This window comes from Streptomyces flaveolus (genome assembly GCF_044765825.1).
Lineage (GTDB): Bacteria > Actinomycetota > Actinomycetes > Streptomycetales > Streptomycetaceae > Streptomyces > Streptomyces flaveolus.
On the sequence record NZ_JBIWKU010000010.1, the window covers coordinates 51,842 to 75,431 of the forward strand.

Genomic DNA, 23,590 nt, shown 5'->3' on the forward strand with positions numbered 1-23,590 from the left:
AACCATCCTATGGGTGCGCGTTTTTAACCCTATTTCGCCATCATTTCGCGTCCCCTAAATCGAGACGATAACGCGCGAAAACCGCTGGTAGGTAGTGTCCTCGAGTGGAATTCGAAGGAGATTGAACCGAGCGGGATGGAGAGTGCGCTGTGCCGAACTCTGCTGGTGTGTCTCCCCGGACCGCCGAGGAGGCCGCCGAGCCGGCCGGCCCGGACGCGGCCCCGTCGGGCGCGCTCGCATTCCGGCTGCTGGGCCCGGTCTCCGTGACCCGGGCGGGCGTGGCGGTCCCGTTGTCCGGGGCGAAGATCCACACCGTCCTCGCGGTACTGCTCCTGGCCCGCGGCGCTCTGGTCACCGACAGCCGGCTGAGCGCCGCACTGTGGGCGGACGCCCCGCCGACCACGTCCAACGCGCAGATCTACACCTATGTCTCCCGGCTCAGAAAAACACTGGGAAACCACGTGCAGATATTCCGGAAAGGGCCGGGATACGTGCTCGACGCCCGGGATTCCGAGGTCGACCTGTTCTCCTTCGAACGGCTCGACCGGCTCGGCCGGCAGGCTCTGGAGGAGAACCGGCAGGAGGAGGCGGGCAGACTTCTCGGTGACGCGCTCGACTGCTGGAGCGGGCAGGCCCTGGAGAACGTGACCGAGCACCTGCTGCGGGGCGAGCGGCCCCGGCTGGAGTTCCTGCGGGCGCAGGCGCTGGAGCGGCGGATCGAGGCGGACCTGTCGCTCGGCCGGCACCGCTCCCTGGTGCCCGAACTCCTCTCCCTGGTGGCCCGCCACCCCATGGACGAGAATCTGCGCGCCCACCTCATCACCGCGCTGCACCGCTCCGACCGGCAGGCCGAGGCCGTCCAGGTCTACGCAGAGGGCCGCCGGATCCTCGACGAACAGCTCGGTGTCGTGCCCGGACAGCGGCTCAGCGAGGCCTATCTGCGGATGCTGCGCGGCGAGACCGCCGGCCCGCCGCGCCGGCCGGTCCTGCTGCTGCCCGCCCGGGCCGCCGCGTTCACCGGGCGCACCGCCGAGGCGGCCCGGCTCAGGTCGCTGCTGCTGCGCCGCCCCTCGGGGCCCGGCGCACGGCTCAGGGCGGCGCTGGTCACGGGCATGCCCGGCAGCGGCAAGACGGCCCTGGCCGCCGAAGTGGCCCACGGCTGCGCCGAGGCGTTCCCGGACGGCGTGGTGCACGCGGACCTCCAGGACGCCGACGGGGCCGCCCGCCCGCCCGCGGCCGTGCTCGCGGAGCTCCTCGCCGCGCTGGGCGGGACCGGGGACACCGCGCGGACCGCCCGGCACGATCTGAGCGAGCTGGTGCGCCGGTACCGGGCCCGGATCGCGGACTCCCGGCTGCTCGTCGTGCTCGACGACGCGTCGGGCGACGTACAGCTGACCGGGCTGCTGCCCGTCGGCCCGGACAGCGCGCTGCTCGTCACCAGCCGGACGCGGCTGACGACCGTGCCCACCGCCCACACCATGAGCCTCGGGCCACTGGACGACGAGGACGCCGTGGCGCTGCTCGCCGAGACCGTAGGCGACGACCGTGTCCGGGCCGAACCCGGCGCGGTCCGGGACGTGGTGCGCCACTGCGCCGGGCTGCCGCTCGCGCTGCGGATCGCGGGCGCCCGGCTCGCCGCCCGCCCGCACCGGACCGTGGCCCGGTTCGCCGACCGGCTCGCCGATCCGCACACCCGGCTCGCCGCCCTGAGCTACGGCAACCTCGATCTGACCCGCACCTTCGGCCGTGCGGTGACCCGGCTGAGCCCGGCCACCGCGGCCGTGCTGCCGTGGCTCGCGTCGGTGGGGCCGGGCCCCTTCACCGCCCTGCTCGCGGCCGAGGTGACCGGCCTGACCGAGACCGAGGCGGAACACACCCTGGAAGAACTCGTCGACGCCGGCCTGCTCTTCGCGGAGCCCGGCGGCGCCCTCGGCGAGGACCGCTACCGCTTCCACCCGCTGGTCCTGCTGCACGCGGACACGACTCCCCGAAGGGCCCTGCCCCGGTGAGCCCGCGGCCGGCCGGCGGCCGGTGCGACGACAGCCCTGTTCACAACGGACGGCCGAGACCGGCCGACACGACGCACAAGGATGGTGACTGCCATGAGTGAGGCGGCCCCGATCACTCGACAGGACGCGGTGCAGGCCCTCTACTCGGCCATCGAGGAAGCGGCCGGACTGCTGGAGGTGGCGTACGCGCCCGACGACGTGCTGCGCATCCTGAACCTCTACGGAGGCGAGCTCACCCAGGCCGTGGTCGCGTTCCGGGTGGCGACCGGCGCGGGCCGCGCGGGTGAACTCGACTGCCGGTTCACGGTCCCGCAGGACGTCGACCCGTACCGACTCGCCGTGGACAACGGTCTGTTGGAGAAGACCGACCACCCGGTGTCCCGGCTGCTCGCGGACCTGAGCGACACCTGCCCGATCGACGGCTACGGCATCGACTTCGGAGTCGCGGGAGGGTTCAAGAAGATCTGGGTGGTGCTGCCCCGCACCGCCCTCCAGGACGTCACGAAGCTCGCCGGCCTCCCGTCGATGCCGCGCAGCCTGGGTGAGAGCCTCGGCTTCATCTCCCGGCACGGCCTCGGCGACACCGTGGGCCTGCTCGGCATCGACTACCGCAACCGCACCGTCAACATCTACTTCGGCGAGCCGCCCGCCGGGGGCATCGCCCCCGAGTCCGTGCGCTCCATGCTCCGCGAGGTCGACCAGGCCGAACCCAGCGAGCAGATGCTCCGGCTCGGCCGCCAGGCCTTCGGCGTCTACGTGACCCTCGACTGGGACTCCCCGGTCATCGAGCGGATCTGCTTCGCCGTGGCGACGACGGACCCGGCCTCCCTGCCCGTCGAACTCGACGAGCGGATCGGGCTGTTCGTGCGGCACGTGCAACGCGCCGATCCGCACACGAAGTTCGTCTACGCCGTCGCCTCCCAGCCCGACGGTGAGTACTACAAGCTCCAGTCCTACTACCGGTGGGGCGCCGGCGTGCCGGAGATCATGCAGCTCCCCGAAGGGGCCCTCGCGGACCCGGTGTGACCCGGCGCCGCCTCACCGCTCCCCTCCTGCCTCTCCCCCTTTCTCTCCTCCCTTCATCACCCCTGTCTTCTCACCTCTCTTTTCTTCTCATCCGCTTTCGGAAGGACGAACCTTGAGCACCGTAGAAGTTCCGGTACTGATCGTGGGCGGCGGCGGCTCCGGCCTGGCCGCGTCCGTCTTCCTGTCCGGCCACGGCGTCGAGCACCTGCTGGTGGAGCGCCGCCCGGACACCTCGCGCCTGCCGAAGGCGCACTACATCAACCAGCGCACCATGGAGATCTTCCGCCAGTACGGCCTGGCGGACGACGTGGCCGGACCGGCGGCCACGCCCGAGCAGTTCGGCAAGGTCCGCTGGCAGACCACGCTCACCGGCCAGGGCCCGCTGGACGGCCGGGTCATCCACGAGATGGACGGCTTCGGCGGCGGCGCGCTGCGCGAGGCGTACGAGGCGGCGGGCCCCGTGATGCCCGCCAAGCTGCCGCAGATGCGCCTCGAACCGGTGCTGCGCCGCCACGCCGAGGAGCGCAACCCCGGGCGCGTCCGGTTCGGCCACGAGCTGGTCTCGCTGGCCGAGAACGCCGAGGGCGCATCCGGCGAGGGCATCACCGCCGAGATCCGCGACACGGAGACCGGCGAGGTCACGACGGTCGTCGCGCAGTACCTGATCGCGGCGGACGCCGGCCGCACGGTGGGCCCCGCGCTCGGCGTACGCATGGAGGGTCTGCCCGCCCTGTTCGACGCCACCACGGCGTACTTCTCCGCGGATCTGTCGCAGTGGTGGACCGAGGGGTCGGTCATCACCTGGTTCCTCAACCCCTACCGCCCCGACCTGTCCAGCGCGCTCATCGAGATGGGCCCGACCTGGGGCAAGCACTGCGAGGAGTGGGGGCTGCACCTGCCGCTCGCCGGCATCGACCGCACCGACGAGGAGGCGGTCGTCGGCCGCATCCGCGAGGTGCTAGGCGTGCCCGACCTCGAACTGACCCTGCACGAGGTGACCAGCTGGAGCGTGGAGGCGGTGCTCGCCGAGCGCTACCGCCACGGCCGGGCGTTCCTCGTCGGCGACGCCGCCCACCGTCAGCCGCCCGCCGTGGGGCTCGGCCTCAACAGCGGCATCCAGGACGCGCACAACCTCGCCTGGAAGCTCGCCGCGGTGCTCTCGGGCCGCGCCGGCGACGCGCTGCTCGACACCTACGAGGCCGAGCGCCGGCCCGTCGGCCAGTTCAACCTGGGCTGGGCGATGTCCGCCGCCGGGCACCTCCAGGTGGTCACCAATGCCGCCGTCGGTCTCGGTCCGCACGTGCCGCCGGAGCGCCGCACGCCGGTGTTCTTCTCCTACTTCTCGCCGACCCCGGTCGGTGCCGCGCAGCGCGCCCGGGCGGCGGAGATCTTCGCGACGCACCGCGGCGAGTGCCAGGCCCTCGACGTGGAGACCGGCTTCGCCTACGAGCAGGGCGCGGTCGTCCCGGACGGCAGCCGTCCGCCGGCCCGCTCGCCGCTGGGCGACGAGTACCGGCCCACGACCCGCCCGGGTCATCTGCTGCCGCACGCCTGGGTCGAGCGGGACGGCCGGCGCGTGTCCACCCACGACCTGGTCGGCTCCGGCACCGGCTTCGTGCTGATCACCGGGCCGGACGGGGCCGCGTGGGCCGAGGCCGCCGAGCTGGCCGCCGAGAAGCTCTCGGTCCCCGTGACCGCGGTCCGGATCGGCGCCGAGGACGCGGAGTACGCCGACGCCGACGGTGTCTGGCAGCGCCTGCGCGGGACGGACGGAGCGGGTGCCGTCCTGGTCCGGCCCGACCAGCACGTGGCCTGGCGCGCCACCGGCGCCGAGGCGGACCCGGCGGGGGCTCTGACCGCGGCGCTCGCGCTCGTCCTGGGCCACCGGGCGCCGTGACCGCCCGCATCTCCTGCCCGTACTCCCCGACGAACACGGAAGAAGCAGCATGATCAACAGACGGTCCTTCCTCGCCGGCGCCGGCGGTGTCGCGCTGGCCACGACGGCGCTGACCGGTGCCGCGCAGGCCAAGGGCGACGCGTTCGGCACCCGGTGGAGCCGGCTCGCCGACCGGCTCCAGGGGCGCCTCGTCCTGTCGTCGGACGCGGACTACCAGCGGGCCAAGCAGCTGTACCAGGTGCAGTTCGACGCCACCAGCCCCAGGGCGGTCGCCTACTGCGCCTCCGCCGCCGACGTCTCGGCCTGCGTCCGCTTCGCCGAGGCCTACGGCATACCCGTCGCCGCGCGCAGCGGCGGCCACAGCGCGGGCGGCTACTCCACCACCGAGGGCCTGGTCATCGACGTGTCCGGGCTCAACTCCATCGCGCTCGGCGAGAGTTCGGTGCGGATGGGGCCCGGCGCCCAGCTCGTCGACATCGCGGACACGCTCGCGCCGGCCGGCCTCGGCATCTCCGGCGGGTACTGCCCCACCGTCGCGGCCGGCGGGTTCCTCCAGGGCGGCGGCATGGGCCTGTTCACCCGCAGCGTCGGCATCGCCTCCGACCACGTGACCTCGGCGCAGGTGGTCCTCGCCGACGGGCGTGTCGTCACCGCCTCGCCGCGCAGCCACAGCGACCTGTACTGGGCCCTGCGGGGCGGTGGCGGCGGCAACTTCGGCATCGTCACGTCGTACGACGTGACGCCGTCGCCGCTGACCGACGTCGCCGCCATCAACCTCGTGTGGACCTTCGACCAGTCCCTGGACATGCTGGACGGCTGGACCCGGTGGCTGCCCGACGCGCCGTGGACGATCGGCAGCGGTGTCAACGTCACGCTCACCGACGCCGGCCCGGGCACCGTGCCGACCGCGTCGGTGTTCCTCGGCTCGGTGGACACCGGCGCGGGGTTCGACGCCGAGATCGCCCGCCTGATCTCGCTGGTCGGCCGTCCTCCGGTGTACCAGCAGAAGTTCACCGCGCCGTACCGGTCGGTCCTGATGTCGCTGTACCAGTGCTCCGACCTGACGGCACAGCAGTGCCACCGCGCCGACACCTCTCCCGACGGCAGGATCCAGCGGCCGGCGTTCGGTGCCTGGCGCAGCCGGCTGTTCGAGCGGACGATGCCGCGCGAGGGCTGGGCCAAGGCGCTGGAGACCTTCAACGCCAACCGGTTCGCCGGGCAGATGCGCCAGTTGCAGATCTCCGCGCTCGGCGGCCGGGCCAACACCGTGGCCCGCGACGCCACCGCCTACGTCCACCGCGACAGCCTCTTCTCGGTCAGCTACCTCACCTCGAACGCCGCCGCACCGGTCGCGGACGAGGCCAAGGCCGCCGCCTGGGAGTACGTCGACGACGGCTTCGCGGTGATCGACCCGTACTCCAACGGCGAGACCTACCAGAACTTCATCGACCCGCGCCTGCCGGACTGGCGGCGCTCCTACTACGCCGAGAACTACGCGCGGCTGGCCCGGGTGAAGGACAAGTACGACCCCTACCGGTTCTTCCGGTTCGCGCAGGGCGTCAGATGACCCGCCGCCCGGCTCCGCACGGGGACGCGTCCCCGGCGGGGCCGGGCCCGTCTCCCGCACCACCAGGCCAACCGGCCGTTCGGACCGGCTCAGACAGGAGTACTCCATGAAGATCGCGGACCCGGTGCGTCCGGCCCCGCTCCCGTTGCCCGAGCACGTCTCCCCGGACCAGGTGCACCGGGCCACGGCCCGGCTGGTCGCGTACATCAGCGGCCGCACCGACGACGACGGCGCGATACGAGAGCAGTGCGAGAGCAGAGTGCTGGAGTCCGCGCTCGCCCTCGCGCTGATGACACGGACCGGCGTGGACTCCCCCGCCCGGGACCGTCTCCTCGCCTATCTGCGCGGACACCAGGAGTCCCCGGACAAGCTCGACCGGGTACTGGCCTCGCGTGCCGTCGCGACCGCCGCGGGCCGGGAGCCCGGCGCCGACAGCGCCCTCGTCGCCACCCTGGCGTCGGGCGTCCTGGGCGCCGCGCCCGGCTTCATCTCCACCCGCCGCCGCCTGATGGTGTACGCGGTGCTCTCGGTGCTCGGCTGCCCGCTGCCCGCCGACGCCGAACTCCCGGGCGGCGGCGAGGTCCCCACCGACCCGCTGCACTCGTGGGCCGCCGTGCAGCAGGCGTCCATCATGCTGATCCTGGCCGGCGCCCTCGGCGTACGGAACCGGGCCACCGAGGCCGCCCTGGACACCCTGCTGGCCACCGACCCCGGCGCCACGGTGTGGGAGGGCTACGTGCTGATGCACCTGCTGGTGCTGCACGCGCTGGCCGGGACACCCGGCCACGAGGAGACCGTGCGCCGCGGCGTCACGACGCTGCTGCGTCACCAGCGTGCCGACGGGGGCTTCCCGTTCGTCCTGGAGATGCACAACTGGTGCACGTCCACCGGCGGGCTCGCCCTGCACGCCGCGGGTGCCGACCCGGCGCTGCTGCGCCGCATGGCCTCGACGCTCGCAGCGCAGCGGGGCGGCGCCGCGCTGCGCTCGCTGTCCCGCGGCGAGGCGCTGACCGGTGGCTGGTCGATGTCGCCGCTCGTCGCGCAGAACGACGTCGACGACACCTCCTGCGCCCTGGAGTTCCTCCAGGCGGTCGACCCGGTCGCGCACGCCGGGACGGTGCGCGAGGGGGTGGCCGCGCTGCTGGCCGTGCAGGGCGCGGACGGCGGCTTCCCGACCTACGTCGGGGGCGCCTCCTCCGAGCCGTGCATGACGGCCGCCGCGGTCTGCGCGCTCGGCCCGCACCCGGCCACCGCACCGCAGCGCGCGCGGGCGTTGGCGTTCCTCGCCGACAGCCAGCTCGCCGACGGCGGCTTCGAGCCGGGCTGGAGCCGCAGCCGGCTGCACAGCCTGTTCCGGGTGCGGCTCGCCGCCTGCACGGCGGGCCCGGACGATCCGCGTTCCGCCGCCATGGCGGCGCGGATCGAGCAGACGGTGCGCGAGACGCAGAACGCCGACGGCGGCTGGGGCATGCAGCCCGGCGACCCCAGCGACGACATCAGCACCGCCTACGGCCTGATCACGCTCTGCCACGCGGACGATCCCCGGCCCGTCGGCGCGGCCCTGACCTGGCTGCTGGAGCGGCAGAAGGCCGACGGCAGTTACGGCGGCCCGCCCGACATGGTCGGCCCGCGCCCCTTCGCGTACCACTTCCCGCTGCTCACCGACATACCGGTGCTGCTCGCCCTCGGGCACGCCCGCGCGCGGGTCCCCGAGCTGCGGGGCGCGCTCGCGGGACGCGGTGCGTCCCCGAGTCCCCTGCCCGCCTCGACCACCTCCCCCTGAGAAACACCACTCACCCCCACGGAACACGGAGACACACACATGCTGCGAAAACTGGCCGCCCTGCCCAGCGGAAGGGTGGGCAAGTGGGTCGTCATCGCGCTCTGGGCCGTCGTACTGGTCCCGGCGCTGATGCTGGCCGGGAAGCTCGGTGACGCGGAGGAGAACGACAACTCGGCCTGGCTGCCGGGCAACGCGGAGTCCACCGCGGTCGTCGAGCGCGCCCAGAAGCTGATGCCCGCCGACTCCGTGCCCGCGATCGTGGTCTACGACCGGTCCGCCGGGATCACCGACGCCGACCTGGCCAAGGCCCGGGCGGACGCCAAGGCGTTCCAGGGCATCGACAACGTCGTGGGCACGCCGCAGGGTCCGGTCGAGTCCGAGGACGGCAAGGCCATCCAGACCATCGTCCAGGTCCACAAGGACAAGTCCGGCTGGGAAGGGCTCGGCAAGGTCGTCGACGCGATGGCCGACGTCGGTGAGAAGGGCGCGGACGGGCTCGGCTTCCATGTCGCGGGGCCGGCCGGCTACGGCGCCGACTCGATCAAGGCGTTCGGCGGCGGCGGCGCGCTGACCACCATCACCGCGCTGGTCGTGGTCGCGATCCTGCTGATCACCTACCGCAGCCCGCTGCTGCCGCTGCTGCCGCTGATCACCGTCGGCGTGGCCCTGATGGCGGCGGAGGCGCTGATCTATCTGCTGGCCGACAACGCCGGCCTCGTCGTCAACAAGCAGACGAGCTTCATCCTGGTCGTACTGATCTTCGGCGCGGCCACCGACTACGCGCTGTTGCTGATCTCCCGCTATCGGGAGGAGCTGGCACGCCACGAGGACCGGCACGAGGCGATGGCGGAGGCCCTGTACCGCTCCGGCCCGGCGATCGTGGCCAGTGCGGCGACCGTCGCGATCAGCCTGATGCTGCTGATGCTCGCCGTGCTGAACTCCACCAAGGGGATGGGCCCGGCCTGCGCCATCGGCGTCCTGGTCGGTCTGCTCGCCATGGTGACGCTGATGCCGGCGCTGCTGGTCGCCTGCGGCCGGTGGATCTTCTGGCCGTCGAAGCCCGTGTACGGCGCCGAGGCGGAGCAGAAGGAGAGCGTGTGGAGCCGGGTCGGCGCCGCCATCTCGGGCCGGCCGCGGCTGGTGTGGGTGGGCACCGTGCTGGTGCTCGGGGCGATGGCGCTCGGCACGCTGGGGCTCGACGCCTCGGGTCTGTCGAACAAGGACCAGTTCACCAACAAGCCGCAGATGGCGGTCGGCGAGGAGGTCCGTGCCGCGCACTTCCCGGCCGGCTCCGGCGACCCCGTCTACGTGGTGACGAAGGCCGGTGCGGCCGACCAGGTCAAGTCGGCGCTGGCCGGGGTGTCCGGGATCGGCGGCGTCGCGGATCCGGTGGTCAAGGGCGACGAGGCGGTGCTGCTCGCGCAGCTGGAGAACGAGCCGAGCAGCGAGGCGGCGATGCGCACCGTCGACCGGGCCCGGACCGCGGTCCACCGGATCGAGGGCGCGGACGCGCAGGTCGGCGGCAGCACCGCGATCATGGTCGACACGGAGAACGCGGCTTCCCGGGACTCCAAGGTGATCATCCCGATCGTGCTGCTGGTCGTCCTGCTCATCCTGGGGCTGCTGCTGCGCGCGGTGGTCGCGCCGTTGCTTCTGATGGCGACGGTGCTGCTGTCGTTCGGGGCGGCCCTCGGCGTGAGCAGCCTGGTGTTCGAGCACGTCTTCGGCCTCGCCGGAGCCGACGCGTCGTTCCCGCTGCTGGCGTTCGTGTTCCTGGTCGCGCTGGGCATCGACTACAACATCTTCCTGGTGACGAGGGTCCGCGAGGACACGCTGCTGCACGGCACCCGGCGTGCCGCGCTGACCGGTCTGTCGTCCACCGGCGGTGTGATCACCTCGGCGGGTGTGGTGCTGGCCGGCACGTTCGCGGCGATGGCCTCGCTGCCGCTGGTGTTCGCGGTGGAGCTGGGCTTCGCGGTGGCGTTCGGTGTGCTGCTCGACACCATCGTGGTGCGTTCGGTGCTGGTCACCGCGCTCACCCTGGACGTGGGCCGCTGGATGTGGTGGCCCAGCAAGCTGTTCCGGCACCGCGACGACGTCGCGGCGTCGGCGGGCGAGCCCGATCAGGTGCCCGTGTACAGCGGCAGGTGAACCACCCCTGCCACGGGTTTCCGGCGCCGCCCACGCGGCGGTGCCGGGCCCGTGCGCGGGAGGCCGGCCCGGGAACCGCGGGGAGCGGACCGGGCCGTGCGCATGGACTTCGCAGGGCCTTGCGGCAGAGGCGACCGCATGCACCGTCCGGGGCATGTCCGGACACACACTTACGGGGCTGACACGATGAGTGCAGAGACGCTGGAATGGGGAATCCGCCGCAGCACCATGACCGCCGTCCCGGTGGCCGTCGGACAGCGCGGAGGACGGGTCGCCGCCGAGCCGCCCGGGGCGGGCCCGGGGAGAGCGGACGGCACGGGGGCGCAGCGCATAGCGGAACTCGAGCGTGAGGTCCGTGAGTTGAAGCGGGCCAACGAGACACTCAAGCAGTACGTCAGCAAGGCGCTGGACCTCGACACCACGCCGCCCCGGCGCCCGGACGACCGCGTCCCGGACACCGCGGGGCACGGCAGCCCGGAGGCGGCCGGTCCCCCGCGCCGTGCCGCGTCGGGCGCGGGGGTGGAGTTCCGCGTCCTCGGTCCGGTGGAGGCGGCCGTCGGCGGCCGGTGGGTGGACCTCGGGGCGCCCAAGCAGCGTGCGGCGCTCGTGCTGCTGGTGAGCCAGGTGGGCCAGCCGGTCTCGGTCGACGTCCTGGTGGAGGCGCTGTGGGACGGCCGGCCGCCGCAGTCGGCGATCACGTCGCTGCACGCGTACATCGCCAATCTGCGGCGCGCCCTGGAGCCGCACCGGGCGCCGCGCACCCCGGCGACGGTGCTGTGCACCCGCGGGCGGGGCTATCTGCTGAACAGCCGGGCCGTCGAGGTCGACGCCCACCGCTTCTGGGAGAACGCCACCGCCGGCTGGCAGGCGCTGGACCGGGGCGATCCGCAGCGGGCGCTGTACGCGTTCGAGGCGGGCCTGGCCCTGTGGCGCGGGGAGGCGTACGCCGAGGTGGCCGCCGCCCCGCATGTCGCGCCCGAGGCCGTACGCCTGGAGGAACTGCGCCTGTCGGTGATCGAGGGCCGCTGCGCCACCCTGATCGCGGTCGGCAACCACGAGATGGCGGTGCCCGAACTGGTGGCCTTCACCCAGGCCCATCCGCTGCGCGAGTACGGCTGCGAACTGCTGAGCCTCGCGCTGTACCGGGCGGGCCGGCAGGCCGACGCGCTGTCGGTGCTGCGGGCCCACCAGAAGAAGATGGTGGAGGACCTGGGCATCTCGCCCAGCCCCGCGCTGCAGCACCTGGAACTGGAGATCCTGCGCCAGGCACCGGAGCTGGAGCGTTCGTAGCACTCACCCCCTGTCGCCGGCGAAGCCTCCGGCGCGGCGTCCCCGAACGGGCCGCCGCGCCGGGGGCTTTGTCGCGTGTCCGCGTCCCCGCGGTGGGCCTCGGCCCCGGCCGAAGGGGGCGGCCGGGGCCGAGGGGGCGGGTCAGCGGGCGAGCACGAGGGTGGTCGGGGACGGGGTGTCCAGGAACCGGATGTCCTCGAAGCCGGCGGCGGTGAGCCACGCGTGGTAGTCGCGGCGCCGCCAGGTGGAGCCGTGCCGGCTCTTGAGCAGCATCTCGCCGGCGAAGGTCAGGGCGAAGGGCGGGCCGCTGCGGTCGTCGTCGGTGATGTAGTCGGACACGACGAGCGTGCCGCCGGGCCGCAGCGCCCTGCGTATCCGGGTGAAGACCGCCTGGTTGGCCTCGGGCCCTTCCTGGTGGGCGATGTTGGAGTACATGACGACGTCGTGGTCGCCGTCGCCGAAGTCGACGGTGTGGAAGTCGCCGTCTACGTGGTCGACGCGGTCGCCCACGCCCCGGTCCGCGAGCAGCCGCCGGGCGATGGCGTTGATCGGCGCCCAGTCGATCTGGGTGGCGCGGGCGTCGGGGTTGAGCCCGAGCCAGACGGCGGAGCAGACGCCCGAGCCGCCGCCGATGTCGAGGATCGAGACCTTCCCGGCGCCGGCCAGCCCGAGCGCCTCGGCGGCGATGTGCGCGACGGGCACGGACTGGGCGGCGATGGCCTGGACGAGGTTCTCCCAGTGCGGGTTGTCGGCGACCTCCACCACCGCGTCCGTCACCGGCCCTCCGGCGCGTACGACGTCGGGCAGTGCGGCCAGCGATCCCAGGTGGCCCATCTTGAGGCGGGCGAACCCGGCGAGCGAGACGGGCCGGCCCGCCACGAGGAAGGCGGCAGCCTCCGGGCTGTTGCGGTAGCGGCCCCGGTCCACCTCGACCAGGTCGAGGGCGACCAGGCCGTCCAGGAGCGCCTGCGCGCCGCGGGGCGCCATTCCGGCCCGCTCGGCCAGCGCCGCCGGCGTGTCGGCACCGTTCTCCAGGTGCGTGAACAGGTCGTACGTCGCCGCCGTGCCCAGGATTCCGGTGGCCCAGTAGCCGTTGATCATCCGCAGGATCCGGTCGGACGTGGGTCCGGCCTGCGTGCCGTTCGTGCTGTCGATGCCGTTCGTGCTGTCGGTGCCGACCCTGCTCTCGATGCCGACGGTGCTGTCGATGCCGGTGCTGCTCATCAGATCCTCCCTGCGTACGGGCGCGGCACGGCCTCGGCGGCCGGGTGCTCCCCGTGGTGTCGGGCCGTGCCGTCGACCCAGGTGCCCAGGGCCATTTCGGCGGTGATGCCGGGACCGAAGCCGGCGATGACGCCGGTGGCGTCCGTGGGCAGCGGCCCCTCCTCGAACCGTCTGCGCAGCGCGTCGAGCACCACGGCGCTGGCGATGTTGCCGTACTCGGTCAGCGTCCCCCAGCTGTGCCGGAAGACCGTGCGGTCGACCCCGAGGTACTTGGCGAGGTCGTCCAGGATCCGGGGGCCGCCGGCGTGTATGACGTAGAAGTCGAGTTCCGCGGCGTCCCAGCCGTTGCTCGCGGCGAGGTCGCGCAGCACCGGGGCGAGCGGCTCCATGGTGCCGGGCACCCGGCGGTCGAGCTGGAAGTGGAACCCGGTGTCGCGGACGGCGTAGGAGATCCAGTCCTCGGTGTTCGGGATGAGGTACGAGGCGTTGCGCCGCAGTTGGACACCGGTGACGCCGGGGCCGCCGCGGCCGCGCACCACGGCCGCCGCGACCGCGTCGCCGAACAGCCCGTCGGACAGCAGCGAGCCGATGTCGTCGGCGTCGGGCTGGTAGCACAGCGAGCACAGCTCGCACGAGACGATCAGGACGTTGCTGTCGGGGTGGGCCGCGCAGAAGTCGTGGGCACGGTTGATCGCCGCTCCGCCCGCCGCGCAGCCCAGCTGGGCGATGGGCAGCTGCCGGGTGTCGTAGCGGAACCCCATGGTGTTGATCAGCCATGCGGTGAGCGAGGGCATCATGAATCCGGTGCACGACACGTAGATGATCGCGTCGATGTCCTCGGCCCGCAGCATCGCGTTCGCCAGGGCCTCTTCGACGGCCTCGGGGCAGCGCTTTTTCGATTCCGTCTCGTAGATGCGGTTGCGCTCTTCGAAGCCCGGGTGGTCCAGGGTCTTCTCTATGGGCTGCACCAGGTGCCGTTTCTGCACTCCGGTGTTCTCTATCAGACGGAGCGCGAGGGGAAGCTGGGGCTTTCCCGCGTGGGCTTTCCTGGCGAAATCCAGGGTCTGCTCCATGGTGATGATGTATTCCGGTACGCGCACCGCGGGCTTGCAGAGGATGGGCATGTCCGGCGTCTGCCTCTCAGAAAGGTGTCGTGGGGTCTTCGTCGTTCGGGGTGCCGCGGAGCACGGCCGGGCGGCGCCCCCGGTCAGCTCGGGCGGAGGTTGTTCTTCAGCTCGGCCCGCAGCACGTCCACGACGCGTTCGACCTGGTCCGGGCGGAGTTCGGCGTGCATGGGGATGGCCAGGTTGCGCTGGAAGAGGTCCGCCGAGACCGGGCAGCGCTGCGCGGCGTCGTACACCGGCTGCAGATGGCTGGCCCAGGTGCCGTGCCCGCAGCCGATGCCCTGGGCGCGCAGTGTGGCGGCGAGCCCGGATCGGTCCACGCGGGGGTCGAGGGTCACCAGGTAGGACTGCCAGGCGTGGGTGCGGTCCCCGGGCACGTGCGGCACCGTGAGCAGTTCCTCGCCGGCGAGCAGCTCCGAGTACGACGCCGCGATCCGGCTGCGGCGTTCCAGGAGTTCGTCGACGCGGGCCAGCTGCACCTGGAGGATGGCGGCGGCGATGTCGGAGAGCTTGTAGTTGTAGCCGATGTCGGTGAACGAGGGGATCGGCAGGCCGACCACCTGCGCCTGGTCGTAGATGCTGCCGATGCCGAACGACGAGCGCAGCCGGGCGTCCGCGCCGATCACCGGGTCGGCGGCGAGCAGCGCCCCGCCCTCGCCGCTGCTGGCGCCCTTGCGGCCGTGGAAGGACAGGCAGGCCACCGGCGCCAGCGCGCCGGCCGGGCGTCCCTGGTAGGTGGCACCGACCGCGCAGGCCGCGTCCTCGACGACGAACAGGCCGTGGCGGTCGGCGACGGCCATCAACTCGGTGTAGTCGGCGGGCAGTCCGACGGTGTCCACGGCGATCACGCCGACCGTGCGCGGGCCGATCAGATCCGCCACCGCCTGCGGGTCGACGGTACCGGTGTCGCGGCGCACGTCCGCGAAGACGGGGGTCGCGCCGACGTAGCGCACGGCGTGGGCCGGGGCGGGGAAGGTGTAGTCGGCGACGATCACCTCGTCGCCGGGCTCGACGCCGAGCGCCAGCATGGCCAGGTGGAGCGCTGCCCCGCAGTTGCTCAGCGTGACCGCGTCACCGACGCCGTAGCGCTGCTTCAGCTGGGCCTCCAGTGCCTTGCCCTTCGGTCCCTGGCCGGCCGGCCAGCCCGAGGCGAACACCTCGGCGACGGCGGCGAGTTCCTGGTCGCCGAGGCTCGCGTGCACGAGCGGAATGCTGTCCGTGGTCGTCACGGTCATCGGAGGTCGCCCCTCAGCTCTGGGTCTCTTGTCGGGTCGTCACTGGTCATGCCGCGGAGCGCCCGGCCGGGGCCGGGGCGGGCGGGGTGAAGCGGAGCGGGGTGATCTGCTGGACGTCGTAGCGCTTGCGCATCCGCTCCACGGCCTCGGAGTCCACCGTCCGGCCGGCGGCGAAGATCTCGACGATCTCCTCGAAGTAGCGCTCGTGGTCGGGTGAGGGGGAGCTCTGGAAGAGCATGCGGGCCGGTGTGTCCGTGGGGTTGCGGAAGGCGTGCGGGGTGCCCGGCGGCACGAACATGCAGCTTCCCGTGACCGCCCGGGCGGCACGGTCGCCGCCCTGCGACTCCCAGTCGTGCCAGGTGTCCGGGGTCCGCTCGGTGGGCTCGAACGCGAAGAGCTCCAACTCCCCCTCCAGGACGTAGAAGAACTCCTGGGAATGGCTGTGGGTGTGCGCGCCGACGTCGAAGCCCGGCGGCACGACCACCTCGAACACGGAGGACGAGGAGCCGTCCGCGGCCGTGACCTTGAAGGTCACGTCCTGCGCTTTCGTGACGAGTTTCCGGCCCTGACCGGGCGGGACGATGAGACCGCTCATGCTGGTGTCGCTCTCTCGGGTGGAATGCGGACGCGGAAAGACAGGGAAATCCGGGGACCCGGATGCGTCAGGACGATGGCGGGCGTTTCCGGCACGTCGCGAAATCCGCGCCGCGGCGGGACCGGCCGGCCTCCGCAGTGAGAATGCCAGCGGCGACTTGGGGACCACTGGGTCCGCGATTGGCGTCTGCTTGCCGCCAAGCGGAGGCCAATCCACCGCGTATTCCCCGGCAAGGGACGGCGTCGAGGATGCATTTCGCGGTCCGTCGATCACCGTCGGGACGGCTGCATCCATACGGAATTTCGGAATCCATCCCGAGGGGGAAATCATGCCGTCCGCCCCGCATCGAGTTCTGCTGGCCGAGCCCCGGGGAGCCTGCGCCGGAGTGCACCGGGCCATCGAGACGGTGGAACGCGCGCTCCAGGTGCACGGCGCTCCCGTGTACGTACGCAAGCAGATCGTGCACAACGAACACGTCGTGCGGGATCTGGAGGGCAAGGGTGCCCGTTTCGTCGACTCGGAGGAGGAGGTGCCGGCCGGTGCCGTGTGCGTCTTCTCCGCGCACGGGGTGTCCCCGCGGGTCCGCGACAACGCCCGGCGGCGCGAGCTGACGGTCATCGACGCGACGTGCCCGCTCGTGGCCAAGGTCCACCAGGAGGCCGTCCGGTTCGCCCGGGACAAGGACACGCTGATCCTCATCGGGCACGTCGGCCACGAGGAGATCGAGGGCACGTACGGGGAGGCCCCGGAGCGCACCGTCGTCGTCGGCAGCGTGGCGGAGGCCAGGCGGCTCGACCTCGCGCCGGGCACGAGCGCCGCGTATCTCACCCAGACCACGCTGTCGGTGGACGACACGGCCGAGATCGTGGCCGTCCTCGAGGAGCGGTTCCCGGGGCTGACCGGTCCGGGCAGTGCCGACATCTGCTACGCCAGCCAGAACCGGCAGAACGCGGTGAAGGCGATCGCCGGCCGCAGCGACCTGGTCCTGGTCGTCGGCTCGGCCAACTCCAGCAACTCGCTGCGTCTGGTGGAGGTGGCCCGGGCCGCCGGCGCCGACGCCCGGCTGCTGCCCGACCCGGACCTGATCGACGCCGCCTGGCTGGAGGGTGTACGCACGGTGGGCCTCACGGCGGGCGCGAGCGCCCCCGAGGCCCTGGTGGAGCGGGCGCTGCGCCGGCTGGCGGACCTGGGCTTCCGGGACGTCGACACGGAGGTGACGGCCACCGAGAACGTGGCGTTCAGACTGCCGCCGGAACTGGACGAGCCGGGGATGTCAGGCGGCGCGGAGGCGGCGGAGCGCGGCGGCGTCGACGAGGAGACCTGCGGCAAGCTGCTGGACCGCGTCGACCGGCGGATCGGTGAGTTGCTGAGCGCCGAGGAGGCACGCTGGAGTGCCGTGGACCCCCGGGTGGCGGTGCCGGTGGCGGCCGTCGCGGAGCTGGTCGCGGCGGGCGGCAAGCGGCTGCGTCCCCTGTTCTGCGTCACCGGCTATCTGGCGGCCGGCGGCGGGGCCGCCGCGGACGAGGACACGGTCGTCGACGCGGCGGCGGCGCTCGAGCTGCTGCACGCGTTCGCGCTCATCCACGACGACGTCATGGACAACTCGCCCACCCGGCGCGGCGCCCCGACCGTCCATGCCGCGTACACGGACCTGCACGCGCGGCGCGCCTGGGCCGGGGAGTCACGCCGGTACGGGGAGGCCGTCGCCCTGCTCGCCGGGGACCTGGCGCTCAGCTACGCGAACCGCCTCGCGGCCGGGCTGACCGGCGCGGCGGCGCAGGTGTGGCACGAGCTGGTCACGGAGATGATCATCGGGCAGCAGCTGGACATCGCGCTGGCCGCCGAGGTGGAGCCGGACCCGGACCTGGCCCGCTGGGTCGCCGTCTGCAAGTCCGGCCGCTACACCATCCACCGCCCGCTGGCCCTCGGCGCGGCGATCGCCGGACGCCCCGGGCTGTACGCGGTGTTCGAGGCGTACGGGGTCGCGGCCGGCGAGGCGTTCCAGCTGCGGGACGACCTGCTCGACGCGTTCGGTGACGCGACGGTGACCGGCAAGCCGACCGGCCTGGACCTCGAAGAGCACAAGATGACCCTGCTGATCGCACTGGCCGCGGCCAGGGATCCGCGGGTCGCCCGGCTGGTCGAGGACAGCCGTCACGCCGACTGGAACCCGGCCGGGCTCCGTGCCGCCCTGCTCGCCTCCGGGGTGCGCGCGGAGGTCGAGGAGCGGATCGACGCCCTGGTCGCCGACGCCCGTACGGCCGTGGCGGACGCCGGCCTGCCGCACCACTGGCGCCTGCGCCTCGAGGAACTGGCCGACATGGTCGCCTACCGCGACCGCTGACGCCGCGACCGCGCCCGCACCCCACCCGCACCTCCGCTCCGTAGGACGCACAGGGAGACCTCATGGGAAGTACGTTGCTGAACAAGCTGAGTCACCGGCCGGACCGCGCGCCGGCCACGTCGATACACAAGCGCGGCTTGTATCTCGGTGTCGTCCCCGAGAGAGCCGCGCGCGTGCGGGGCGGCCTGCCGCTCGTCCTCGACCACGACCTCGACGTGCTGCCGGAGGCCGGGCGGCGTCTGACGGTGCGTCAACTCGCCGACCACGTCGCGGACGTCGCGAACCGGCTCGCCGTCGCCGGGGTGCGCCGCGGCGGTCATGTGGTGATCTGCAAGGCCCCCAACTTCGACCTCTGGCTGCTGGCGACGGCCGTGGAGCGCATCGGCGCGGTCCCGGTCATGCTCTCGCAGCACCTGGACTCCGAGGCGCTGGCCGCCCTGATGGCCCGGCTGGAGCGGCCGCACCTGGTCACCGACGGGCCCAAGCTCCGCTCCCTGACCGAGGACGGTGTGGACCTGGCGGGGCTGACCCGGGGGGTGATCGGTGTGGGCGACGCCGGTCCGGGCGCGGTCGCGCTCGCCGGGCTGGACGGCTCGGTGCCGGTGCGGCCGGTCCTGCGCGGACTGGACGAACCGGCCATGATCACGCACACCTCCGGCACCACGGGACTGCCCAAGCTGGTCGTGCACACGCCGCGGACGATGCGGTCCCGGCTGCGCCCGCAGCTCTTCCTGCTGGGGCTGATGAGGAAGCGGGGGACCGTCGCGATCCACATCCCCTTCGGCCACTCCCGGACGTTCGCGGCGATGTCGCTCTGCCTGCTCCAGGGGATGCCGGCGCTGCTGGTGAAGGACGGCACCCCGGACGCCGTCGCCGCGTTCTTCGCCGAGCGCCGCCCCTGGCTGATCGAGGCGCTGCCCAACTCCTTCCTGGTGTGGGAAAACCTGGCCGACGACGTGCGCCGCCCCTTCGCGTCGGTGAAGTACTTCAGCAGCACCTTCGACGCGATCCACCCGAGGACGGTGCGCCGGCTGCTGCACGCCTCCGACCAGCGGGCGCAGTTCTTCCAGATCTACGGGCAGAGCGAGGTCGGCCCCGCGGCCGGCCGGCCGTACTACCGCCGTTTCGTCCACAAGATGGACGGCCGCTGCGTGGGCTACCCCCTGCCGGGCAGCGCCCGGGTGCGGCTGGTGAGCCGGGACGGCAGGCGGCCCTCGCAGCAGAACCCCGGCTTCATCGAGGTCCGCTGGGACGGGCTGGCGAAGACGTACCACGGTGAGCAGGAGCGCTACGACGCCAATGTGCACGACGGCTGGTGGCGCACCGGGGACCTCGGCTACCGCACGTCGTTCGGCTGCCTGCACATGCTCGACCGCGAGTTCGACACGATCCCCGGAGTGGGCAGCAATCTGGAGATCGAGGACGTCCTCCTGGACGAGCTGGCGGAGCTCGCCGAGGTCGTCGTGGTGCCGGGCCCCGGCTCCAGGGCGGTCCCGGTCGTCTGCACCCACGGCGACGAGCCCCTGGACCCGGACCGCTGGCGCGCCGCCACGGCGGCCTACCCGCAGCTGGCGGAGCCGATCCGGATCCCGCTGGCCGAACTGCCGCGCACCGCCACGCTGAAGACCCGCCGGGTCGAGCTGTCCCGCCGCCTGGAGGCCGGCCTGTAGGCCCCTCGCGTCACCAGGCGCCGTGGTCGAGCAGGCCCAGGGTCAGGACGGCCACGGCGGTGATCAGGAAGACGATCCCGCCCACGATGTCGCGGGAACCCACCCGCAGGTGGGCGATGATCGCACCGATGAAGTAGAGGATGAGGCCGCAGGCGGCGAGCGTTCCCAGCACCGGCACGGCGAGCCCGGCCAGCAGTCCCACGGTGCCCGCCGCCAGCAGGGACCCGAGGACCGGGACGTACTTCCGGGGGATGCCCTTCATGTCCGCCTGGGTCTTGGGGTACTCGTGGCCGATCAGGTACGTGACGGCGGCGGCGCCGTTGAAGACCGCGCCGATGATGGTGACCGTGACGAAGGCGATGTTCACGTTCTCTCCGCTCTGTGGAGACAAGGTTGCCGGGTGCACCAGTAACCGGATGGCCCGGTAGCCGCTGCGCAACACCACGACGCGTCGGTGCTGTCTGGGCCGGGATGCTTTTGTGCGGTGATGATCGTACAGGCCGCCCCGGCGCCGGACCGGCCGTATGCACTGCTCCCCGGCCACAACTGGCCGAATCCGGATGGGAGTTCATTGGACGGGCCGTCACGCCCCGTCAGGTGAGCGTCCGCCGGGTTCGGCGCAGGAGCGACAGGGTGAGCAGGGCGCCGGCGGCGAAGGCGGCCGCCGCGATCCCCGCCGACAGGCGCAGGCCGGTGACGAAGTCGTGCGCCGTGGCCGTGAAGGTACCGAAAAGGGCCACGCCCACGGCGCTGCCGACCTGCCGCGACACATTGAGGACGGCGGTGGCGACGGCCGTGTCGGAGGCGGGAGCGGCTTCGACGACGGCGGCGACGGCCGCCAGGGCCGTCATGGTCTGGCCGAGACCGGTGGCGGTCAGCGCGAAGAGCAGCACCGGGTACGGGGTGCCCGGTCCGGCGAGCAGCCAGCCGAGGAAGCCGGCGGTGCCGAGGACGAGACCGGCGGCCATCGGGACGTACGGGCCGGTGCGGGACGCCATGCGGCTGAACAGCGGGGCGGCGGCCAGCCCCATGCACACCGAGGGCAGCAGGGCCACGCCGGTCTCCAGGGCGCCGAGCCGGCGTTCCTGCTGGAAGTACAGCGTGGCGAGGAACAGCATGCCGTAGTAGCCGAGGCTGATCAGCATCCCGGTCACGGTGGTCGCGGTGAAGGCGCGGTGCCGGAACAGGGACGGCCGCAGCAGCGGGGCGCGCCGGGTGGCTCCCCGCACCGAGCGTGCCTCCAGGGTGCGTTCCGTCAGGACGAAGCCGGCCAGGGCCACGGCGCCTACGCCGAACCCGGACAGGACCAGGGGCGACGTCCAGCCGTGCGTGCCTGCTTCGTTGAGGCCGCCGGCCACTCCGACGAGGCCGATGACCGCGAGCACCTGGCCCACCGGGTCCGCCTTCCGCGTGCTCGGACGGGGCGGGGTGGAGGGGATGTGCCGCAGCGTCAGCAGCACGGCGAGCAGGCCGAAGGGCAGATTCAGCCAGAACACCGCGCGCCAGTCCGAGCCCGAGACGAGCAGTCCGCCCACGGCCGGTCCGGCGCCGAAGGCGACCGACGCGACGGCACCCCAGACGGCGATGGCCCGGGCCCGCACCGCGCGGCCGGGGAACGTGGCGTGCAGCAGGGCGAGCGAGGCGGGCACGAGCAGCGCCGCTCCCGCGCCCTGGGCGAGCCGTCCGGTGATCAGCAGGCCGGAGGTGGTGGCCAGGCCGCAGGCCACGGACGCGGCGGTGAACAGTCCGAGGCCGGTGAGGAACACGCGCCGGTGCCCGAACCGGTCGGCGACACCGCCGCCGAGGAGCAGCAGCGCGGCGAAGACGGCGCTGTATCCGTCGACGACCCATTGGAGCGCGGAGGGACCCGTGCCCAGCGAGGTCCGGATGTCGGGGATCGCGACGTTCACTACGGTGACGTCCAGCATCACCAGGAAGTAGCCGAGGCTGAGCGCGATCAGCGGCGGCAGGGCGAGGGAGGGCGGGCCGGCCGGGGCCTCGGCGCCGGCGGTCGTCGGGGCGGGGGTCCGCGCTGGGGCGGTCTGCGCTTCGGTGGTCATGGAAGGAGCTTCCGCCCCGGACACTTCGTCACCCGACGAAATGTCGTCGTCCTACGCTGGGTCCATGCCGAACGTCAGCCGCCCCGCCGCCCCGCTCCCGACGGCCGCCGCCGCGCCGTCCGGGCACCGGGGAGATCCGCTCAAGCGCCAGCCCGACATCGCGCGGGCCGCCGCTCTCCTCGCCGACCCGTCGCGCGCCCGCATCCTCAAGTGCCTGACCGACGGCCGCGCGCTGCCCGCGAGTGTCCTGGCCGGTGAGGCGGGCGTCGGCGCCGCGACCGCCAGCGTGCACCTCACCAAGCTCGTCGAGGGCGGGCTGCTCGCCGTCGAGCGGCGGGGCAGGCAGCGCCTCTACCGGCTCACCGGCCCGGACGTGAGCGCCGCCATGGAGTGCCTCGCCCTGATCGCGCCGCCGCTGGCCATCACCTCACTCAGGCAGAGCAACCGCGCCAACGCCCTGCACCGGGCCCGCTCCTGCTACGACCATCTCGCCGGCCGGCTCGGTGTCGCCCTGATGCGCGGCCTGCTGGAACAGGGCGTACTCACCGGTCACGATGGCGTCCACCGGCCCGACGAAGCCGTACGCGACCGGCCGTCGTCCTACGGCCACGACGTCCAGTACACGCTCACGCGCGGCGGCCGTGCGACGCTCGCCGGGCTCGGCGTCGACACGGACCGGCTGCCGCCGCGCCGCCCCGCGGTCCGCTACTGCGTCGACTGGAGCGAACACCAGCACCACCTGGCCGGTGGGCTCGGCGCCGCCCTCACGGCGCGCCTGTTCGCGCTCGACTGGGTGCGGTGGGGGCCGAGCCCCCGGGTGGTGCTCCTGACCGACGCCGGCGCGCACGGCCTGGAGCACAAGCTCGGAGTCGTGGTCACCGATTGACGGCGGGGCCTGCTTCGCCCCTCACGGGCGCCGCGAGGGAGGAGCCGCAGCCCGGGAAGGCCGACGGCTCTTCCCCACTCGGTCGTGGCCTCAGCCCTGGACCAGCTTGACGTCCTGCTCGTGCCGGGCGTGGAAGTACGGCAGCACCGCGATGCCGAACGGCCGCATCTCCAGCAGGGTGGCCTCGACGTGGGCCGCGCCGGGCCGCAGGGCCCGCGCCGTCGTGCCGGTGTTGGACCAGCGGTGCAGGCGGCCGTCGCACACCGCTCGGGTGCCTCCGATGCCGTACGTGACGGACTCGTCGTCCTGGCTCACGGAGGAGGCGACGTACACCGGACCGGTGCCGGCGGCGCAGCGGTAGGTCCCGGACAGGGTGATGGTGCCGTCCGTCGCGATGCGGCCGGTGGAGTCGACGGTCACCCTCTCGGCGGTGTCCGCCTTGGCGGTCGCGGTGGGGGCGGCCGTCGCGGTCGCCGTCGGGGCGGCCAGCAGGAACAGGGCGGCGCCGGCGGCCGCGGCGAGGGTGGCGGGGCGTACGGACATGGGAGACCTCCCGGTCGGTCGGAATGAGGGATTCCACTCGTACCGGGCGGGCAACCCGATGGGAGTGATCCTCACCCCTTCGGTGGCGAGTCCGCGTCGGCCGTCGTGGAACCGTCGCCGTGTTGTCCGGGTGTTGTCACGCTTGGCCGCCGCCCCTTGGCGGCGGCCGCCGACGGGGCGCACGGT

17 protein-coding genes are annotated in these 23,590 nt (G+C 73.0%); 10 read left to right on the plus strand and 7 right to left on the minus strand.

Annotated elements, in window-relative coordinates; translation table 11 throughout:
- Window positions 1-167 precede the first annotated feature (167 nt).
- The 7 genes from ACIRG6_RS27380 to ACIRG6_RS27410 all read left to right on the plus strand — a co-directional run bounded on the left by ACIRG6_RS27380 (window position 168) and on the right by ACIRG6_RS27410 (window position 11,723).
- Window positions 168-2,009, plus strand: a complete 1,842-nt coding sequence (locus ACIRG6_RS27380) for an AfsR/SARP family transcriptional regulator (protein WP_403324888.1) — start codon at window positions 168-170, stop codon at window positions 2,007-2,009.
- A 93-nt stretch (window positions 2,010-2,102) separates the two neighbouring features.
- Entirely contained in the window at window positions 2,103-3,035 is a 933-nt protein-coding gene (locus ACIRG6_RS27385; RefSeq protein WP_364820002.1) for an aromatic prenyltransferase, read from the plus strand.
- 112 nt (window positions 3,036-3,147) lie between these two features.
- Window positions 3,148-4,932 carry an FAD-dependent monooxygenase gene (locus ACIRG6_RS27390; RefSeq protein WP_364820005.1) on the plus strand — a complete coding sequence of 595 codons (1,785 nt, stop codon included), beginning with the start codon at window positions 3,148-3,150 and terminating at the stop codon, window positions 4,930-4,932.
- A 49-nt stretch (window positions 4,933-4,981) separates the two neighbouring features.
- Window positions 4,982-6,499, plus strand: coding sequence for an FAD-binding oxidoreductase (locus ACIRG6_RS27395; RefSeq protein ID WP_403324889.1), 1,518 nt, complete (start codon window positions 4,982-4,984; stop codon window positions 6,497-6,499).
- A gap of 106 nt (window positions 6,500-6,605) precedes the next feature.
- The gene (locus ACIRG6_RS27400; protein WP_364677725.1) at window positions 6,606-8,282 is read left to right on the plus strand and encodes a prenyltransferase/squalene oxidase repeat-containing protein; all 1,677 of its coding nucleotides are present in this window, start codon (window positions 6,606-6,608) and stop codon (window positions 8,280-8,282) included.
- Between the two features lie 39 nt (window positions 8,283-8,321).
- Window positions 8,322-10,433, plus strand: coding sequence for an MMPL family transporter (locus tag ACIRG6_RS27405; RefSeq protein WP_403324890.1), 2,112 nt, complete (start codon window positions 8,322-8,324; stop codon window positions 10,431-10,433).
- A gap of 186 nt (window positions 10,434-10,619) precedes the next feature.
- Complete coding sequence (locus tag ACIRG6_RS27410) at window positions 10,620-11,723, plus strand: AfsR/SARP family transcriptional regulator (RefSeq protein WP_351134142.1); 1,104 nt, start codon at window positions 10,620-10,622, stop codon at window positions 11,721-11,723.
- Between the two features lie 141 nt (window positions 11,724-11,864).
- On the opposite strand, the gene ACIRG6_RS27415 is transcribed toward ACIRG6_RS27410, so the two are convergent.
- The 4 genes from ACIRG6_RS27415 to ACIRG6_RS27430 form a co-directional block, all read right to left on the minus strand.
- Complete coding sequence (locus ACIRG6_RS27415; protein WP_365020523.1) at window positions 11,865-12,947, minus strand: class I SAM-dependent methyltransferase; 1,083 nt, start codon at window positions 12,945-12,947, stop codon at window positions 11,865-11,867.
- On the minus strand, window positions 12,947-14,071 hold the full coding sequence (locus tag ACIRG6_RS27420; protein ID WP_403324891.1) for a type III polyketide synthase: 1,125 nt from the start codon (window positions 14,069-14,071) through the stop codon (window positions 12,947-12,949). The genes ACIRG6_RS27415 and ACIRG6_RS27420 overlap by 1 nt, the downstream gene beginning before the upstream one ends.
- An 83-nt stretch (window positions 14,072-14,154) precedes the next feature.
- A complete protein-coding gene (locus ACIRG6_RS27425) occupies window positions 14,155-15,306 on the minus strand; it encodes a DegT/DnrJ/EryC1/StrS family aminotransferase (protein WP_403324892.1) in 1,152 nt (383 codons plus the stop codon).
- A 46-nt stretch (window positions 15,307-15,352) separates the two neighbouring features.
- Window positions 15,353-15,901: a cupin domain-containing protein gene (locus ACIRG6_RS27430; RefSeq protein ID WP_364820016.1), complete on the minus strand. Its 549-nt coding sequence runs from the start codon at window positions 15,899-15,901 to the stop codon at window positions 15,353-15,355.
- Window positions 15,902-16,229: 328 nt separating this feature from the next.
- Between ACIRG6_RS27430 and ispH the strand changes: the two genes are divergently transcribed.
- Together ispH and ACIRG6_RS27440 are read left to right on the plus strand one after the other, a co-directional pair.
- Window positions 16,230-18,245: a 4-hydroxy-3-methylbut-2-enyl diphosphate reductase gene (gene ispH / locus ACIRG6_RS27435; RefSeq protein ID WP_364677714.1), complete on the plus strand. Its 2,016-nt coding sequence runs from the start codon at window positions 16,230-16,232 to the stop codon at window positions 18,243-18,245.
- A gap of 62 nt (window positions 18,246-18,307) precedes the next feature.
- Window positions 18,308-19,915, plus strand: coding sequence for a class I adenylate-forming enzyme family protein (locus tag ACIRG6_RS27440; RefSeq protein WP_403324893.1), 1,608 nt, complete (start codon window positions 18,308-18,310; stop codon window positions 19,913-19,915).
- Between the two features lie 10 nt (window positions 19,916-19,925).
- Here the strand turns inward: ACIRG6_RS27440 and ACIRG6_RS27445 are convergent, their stop codons facing one another.
- Window positions 19,926-20,282, minus strand: a complete 357-nt coding sequence (locus ACIRG6_RS27445; RefSeq protein ID WP_161166806.1) for a DoxX family protein — start codon at window positions 20,280-20,282, stop codon at window positions 19,926-19,928.
- 226 nt (window positions 20,283-20,508) lie between these two features.
- A complete protein-coding gene (locus ACIRG6_RS27450; protein ID WP_403324894.1) occupies window positions 20,509-21,975 on the minus strand; it encodes an MFS transporter in 1,467 nt (488 codons plus the stop codon).
- Between the two features lie 64 nt (window positions 21,976-22,039).
- Between ACIRG6_RS27450 and ACIRG6_RS27455 the strand changes: the two genes are divergently transcribed.
- Window positions 22,040-22,861, plus strand: coding sequence for an ArsR/SmtB family transcription factor (locus ACIRG6_RS27455; RefSeq protein ID WP_403324895.1), 822 nt, complete (start codon window positions 22,040-22,042; stop codon window positions 22,859-22,861).
- A gap of 90 nt (window positions 22,862-22,951) precedes the next feature.
- On the opposite strand, the gene ACIRG6_RS27460 is transcribed toward ACIRG6_RS27455, so the two are convergent.
- The gene (locus ACIRG6_RS27460; RefSeq protein ID WP_403324896.1) at window positions 22,952-23,404 is read right to left on the minus strand and encodes a DUF6299 family protein; all 453 of its coding nucleotides are present in this window, start codon (window positions 23,402-23,404) and stop codon (window positions 22,952-22,954) included.
- Window positions 23,405-23,590 lie beyond the last annotated feature (186 nt).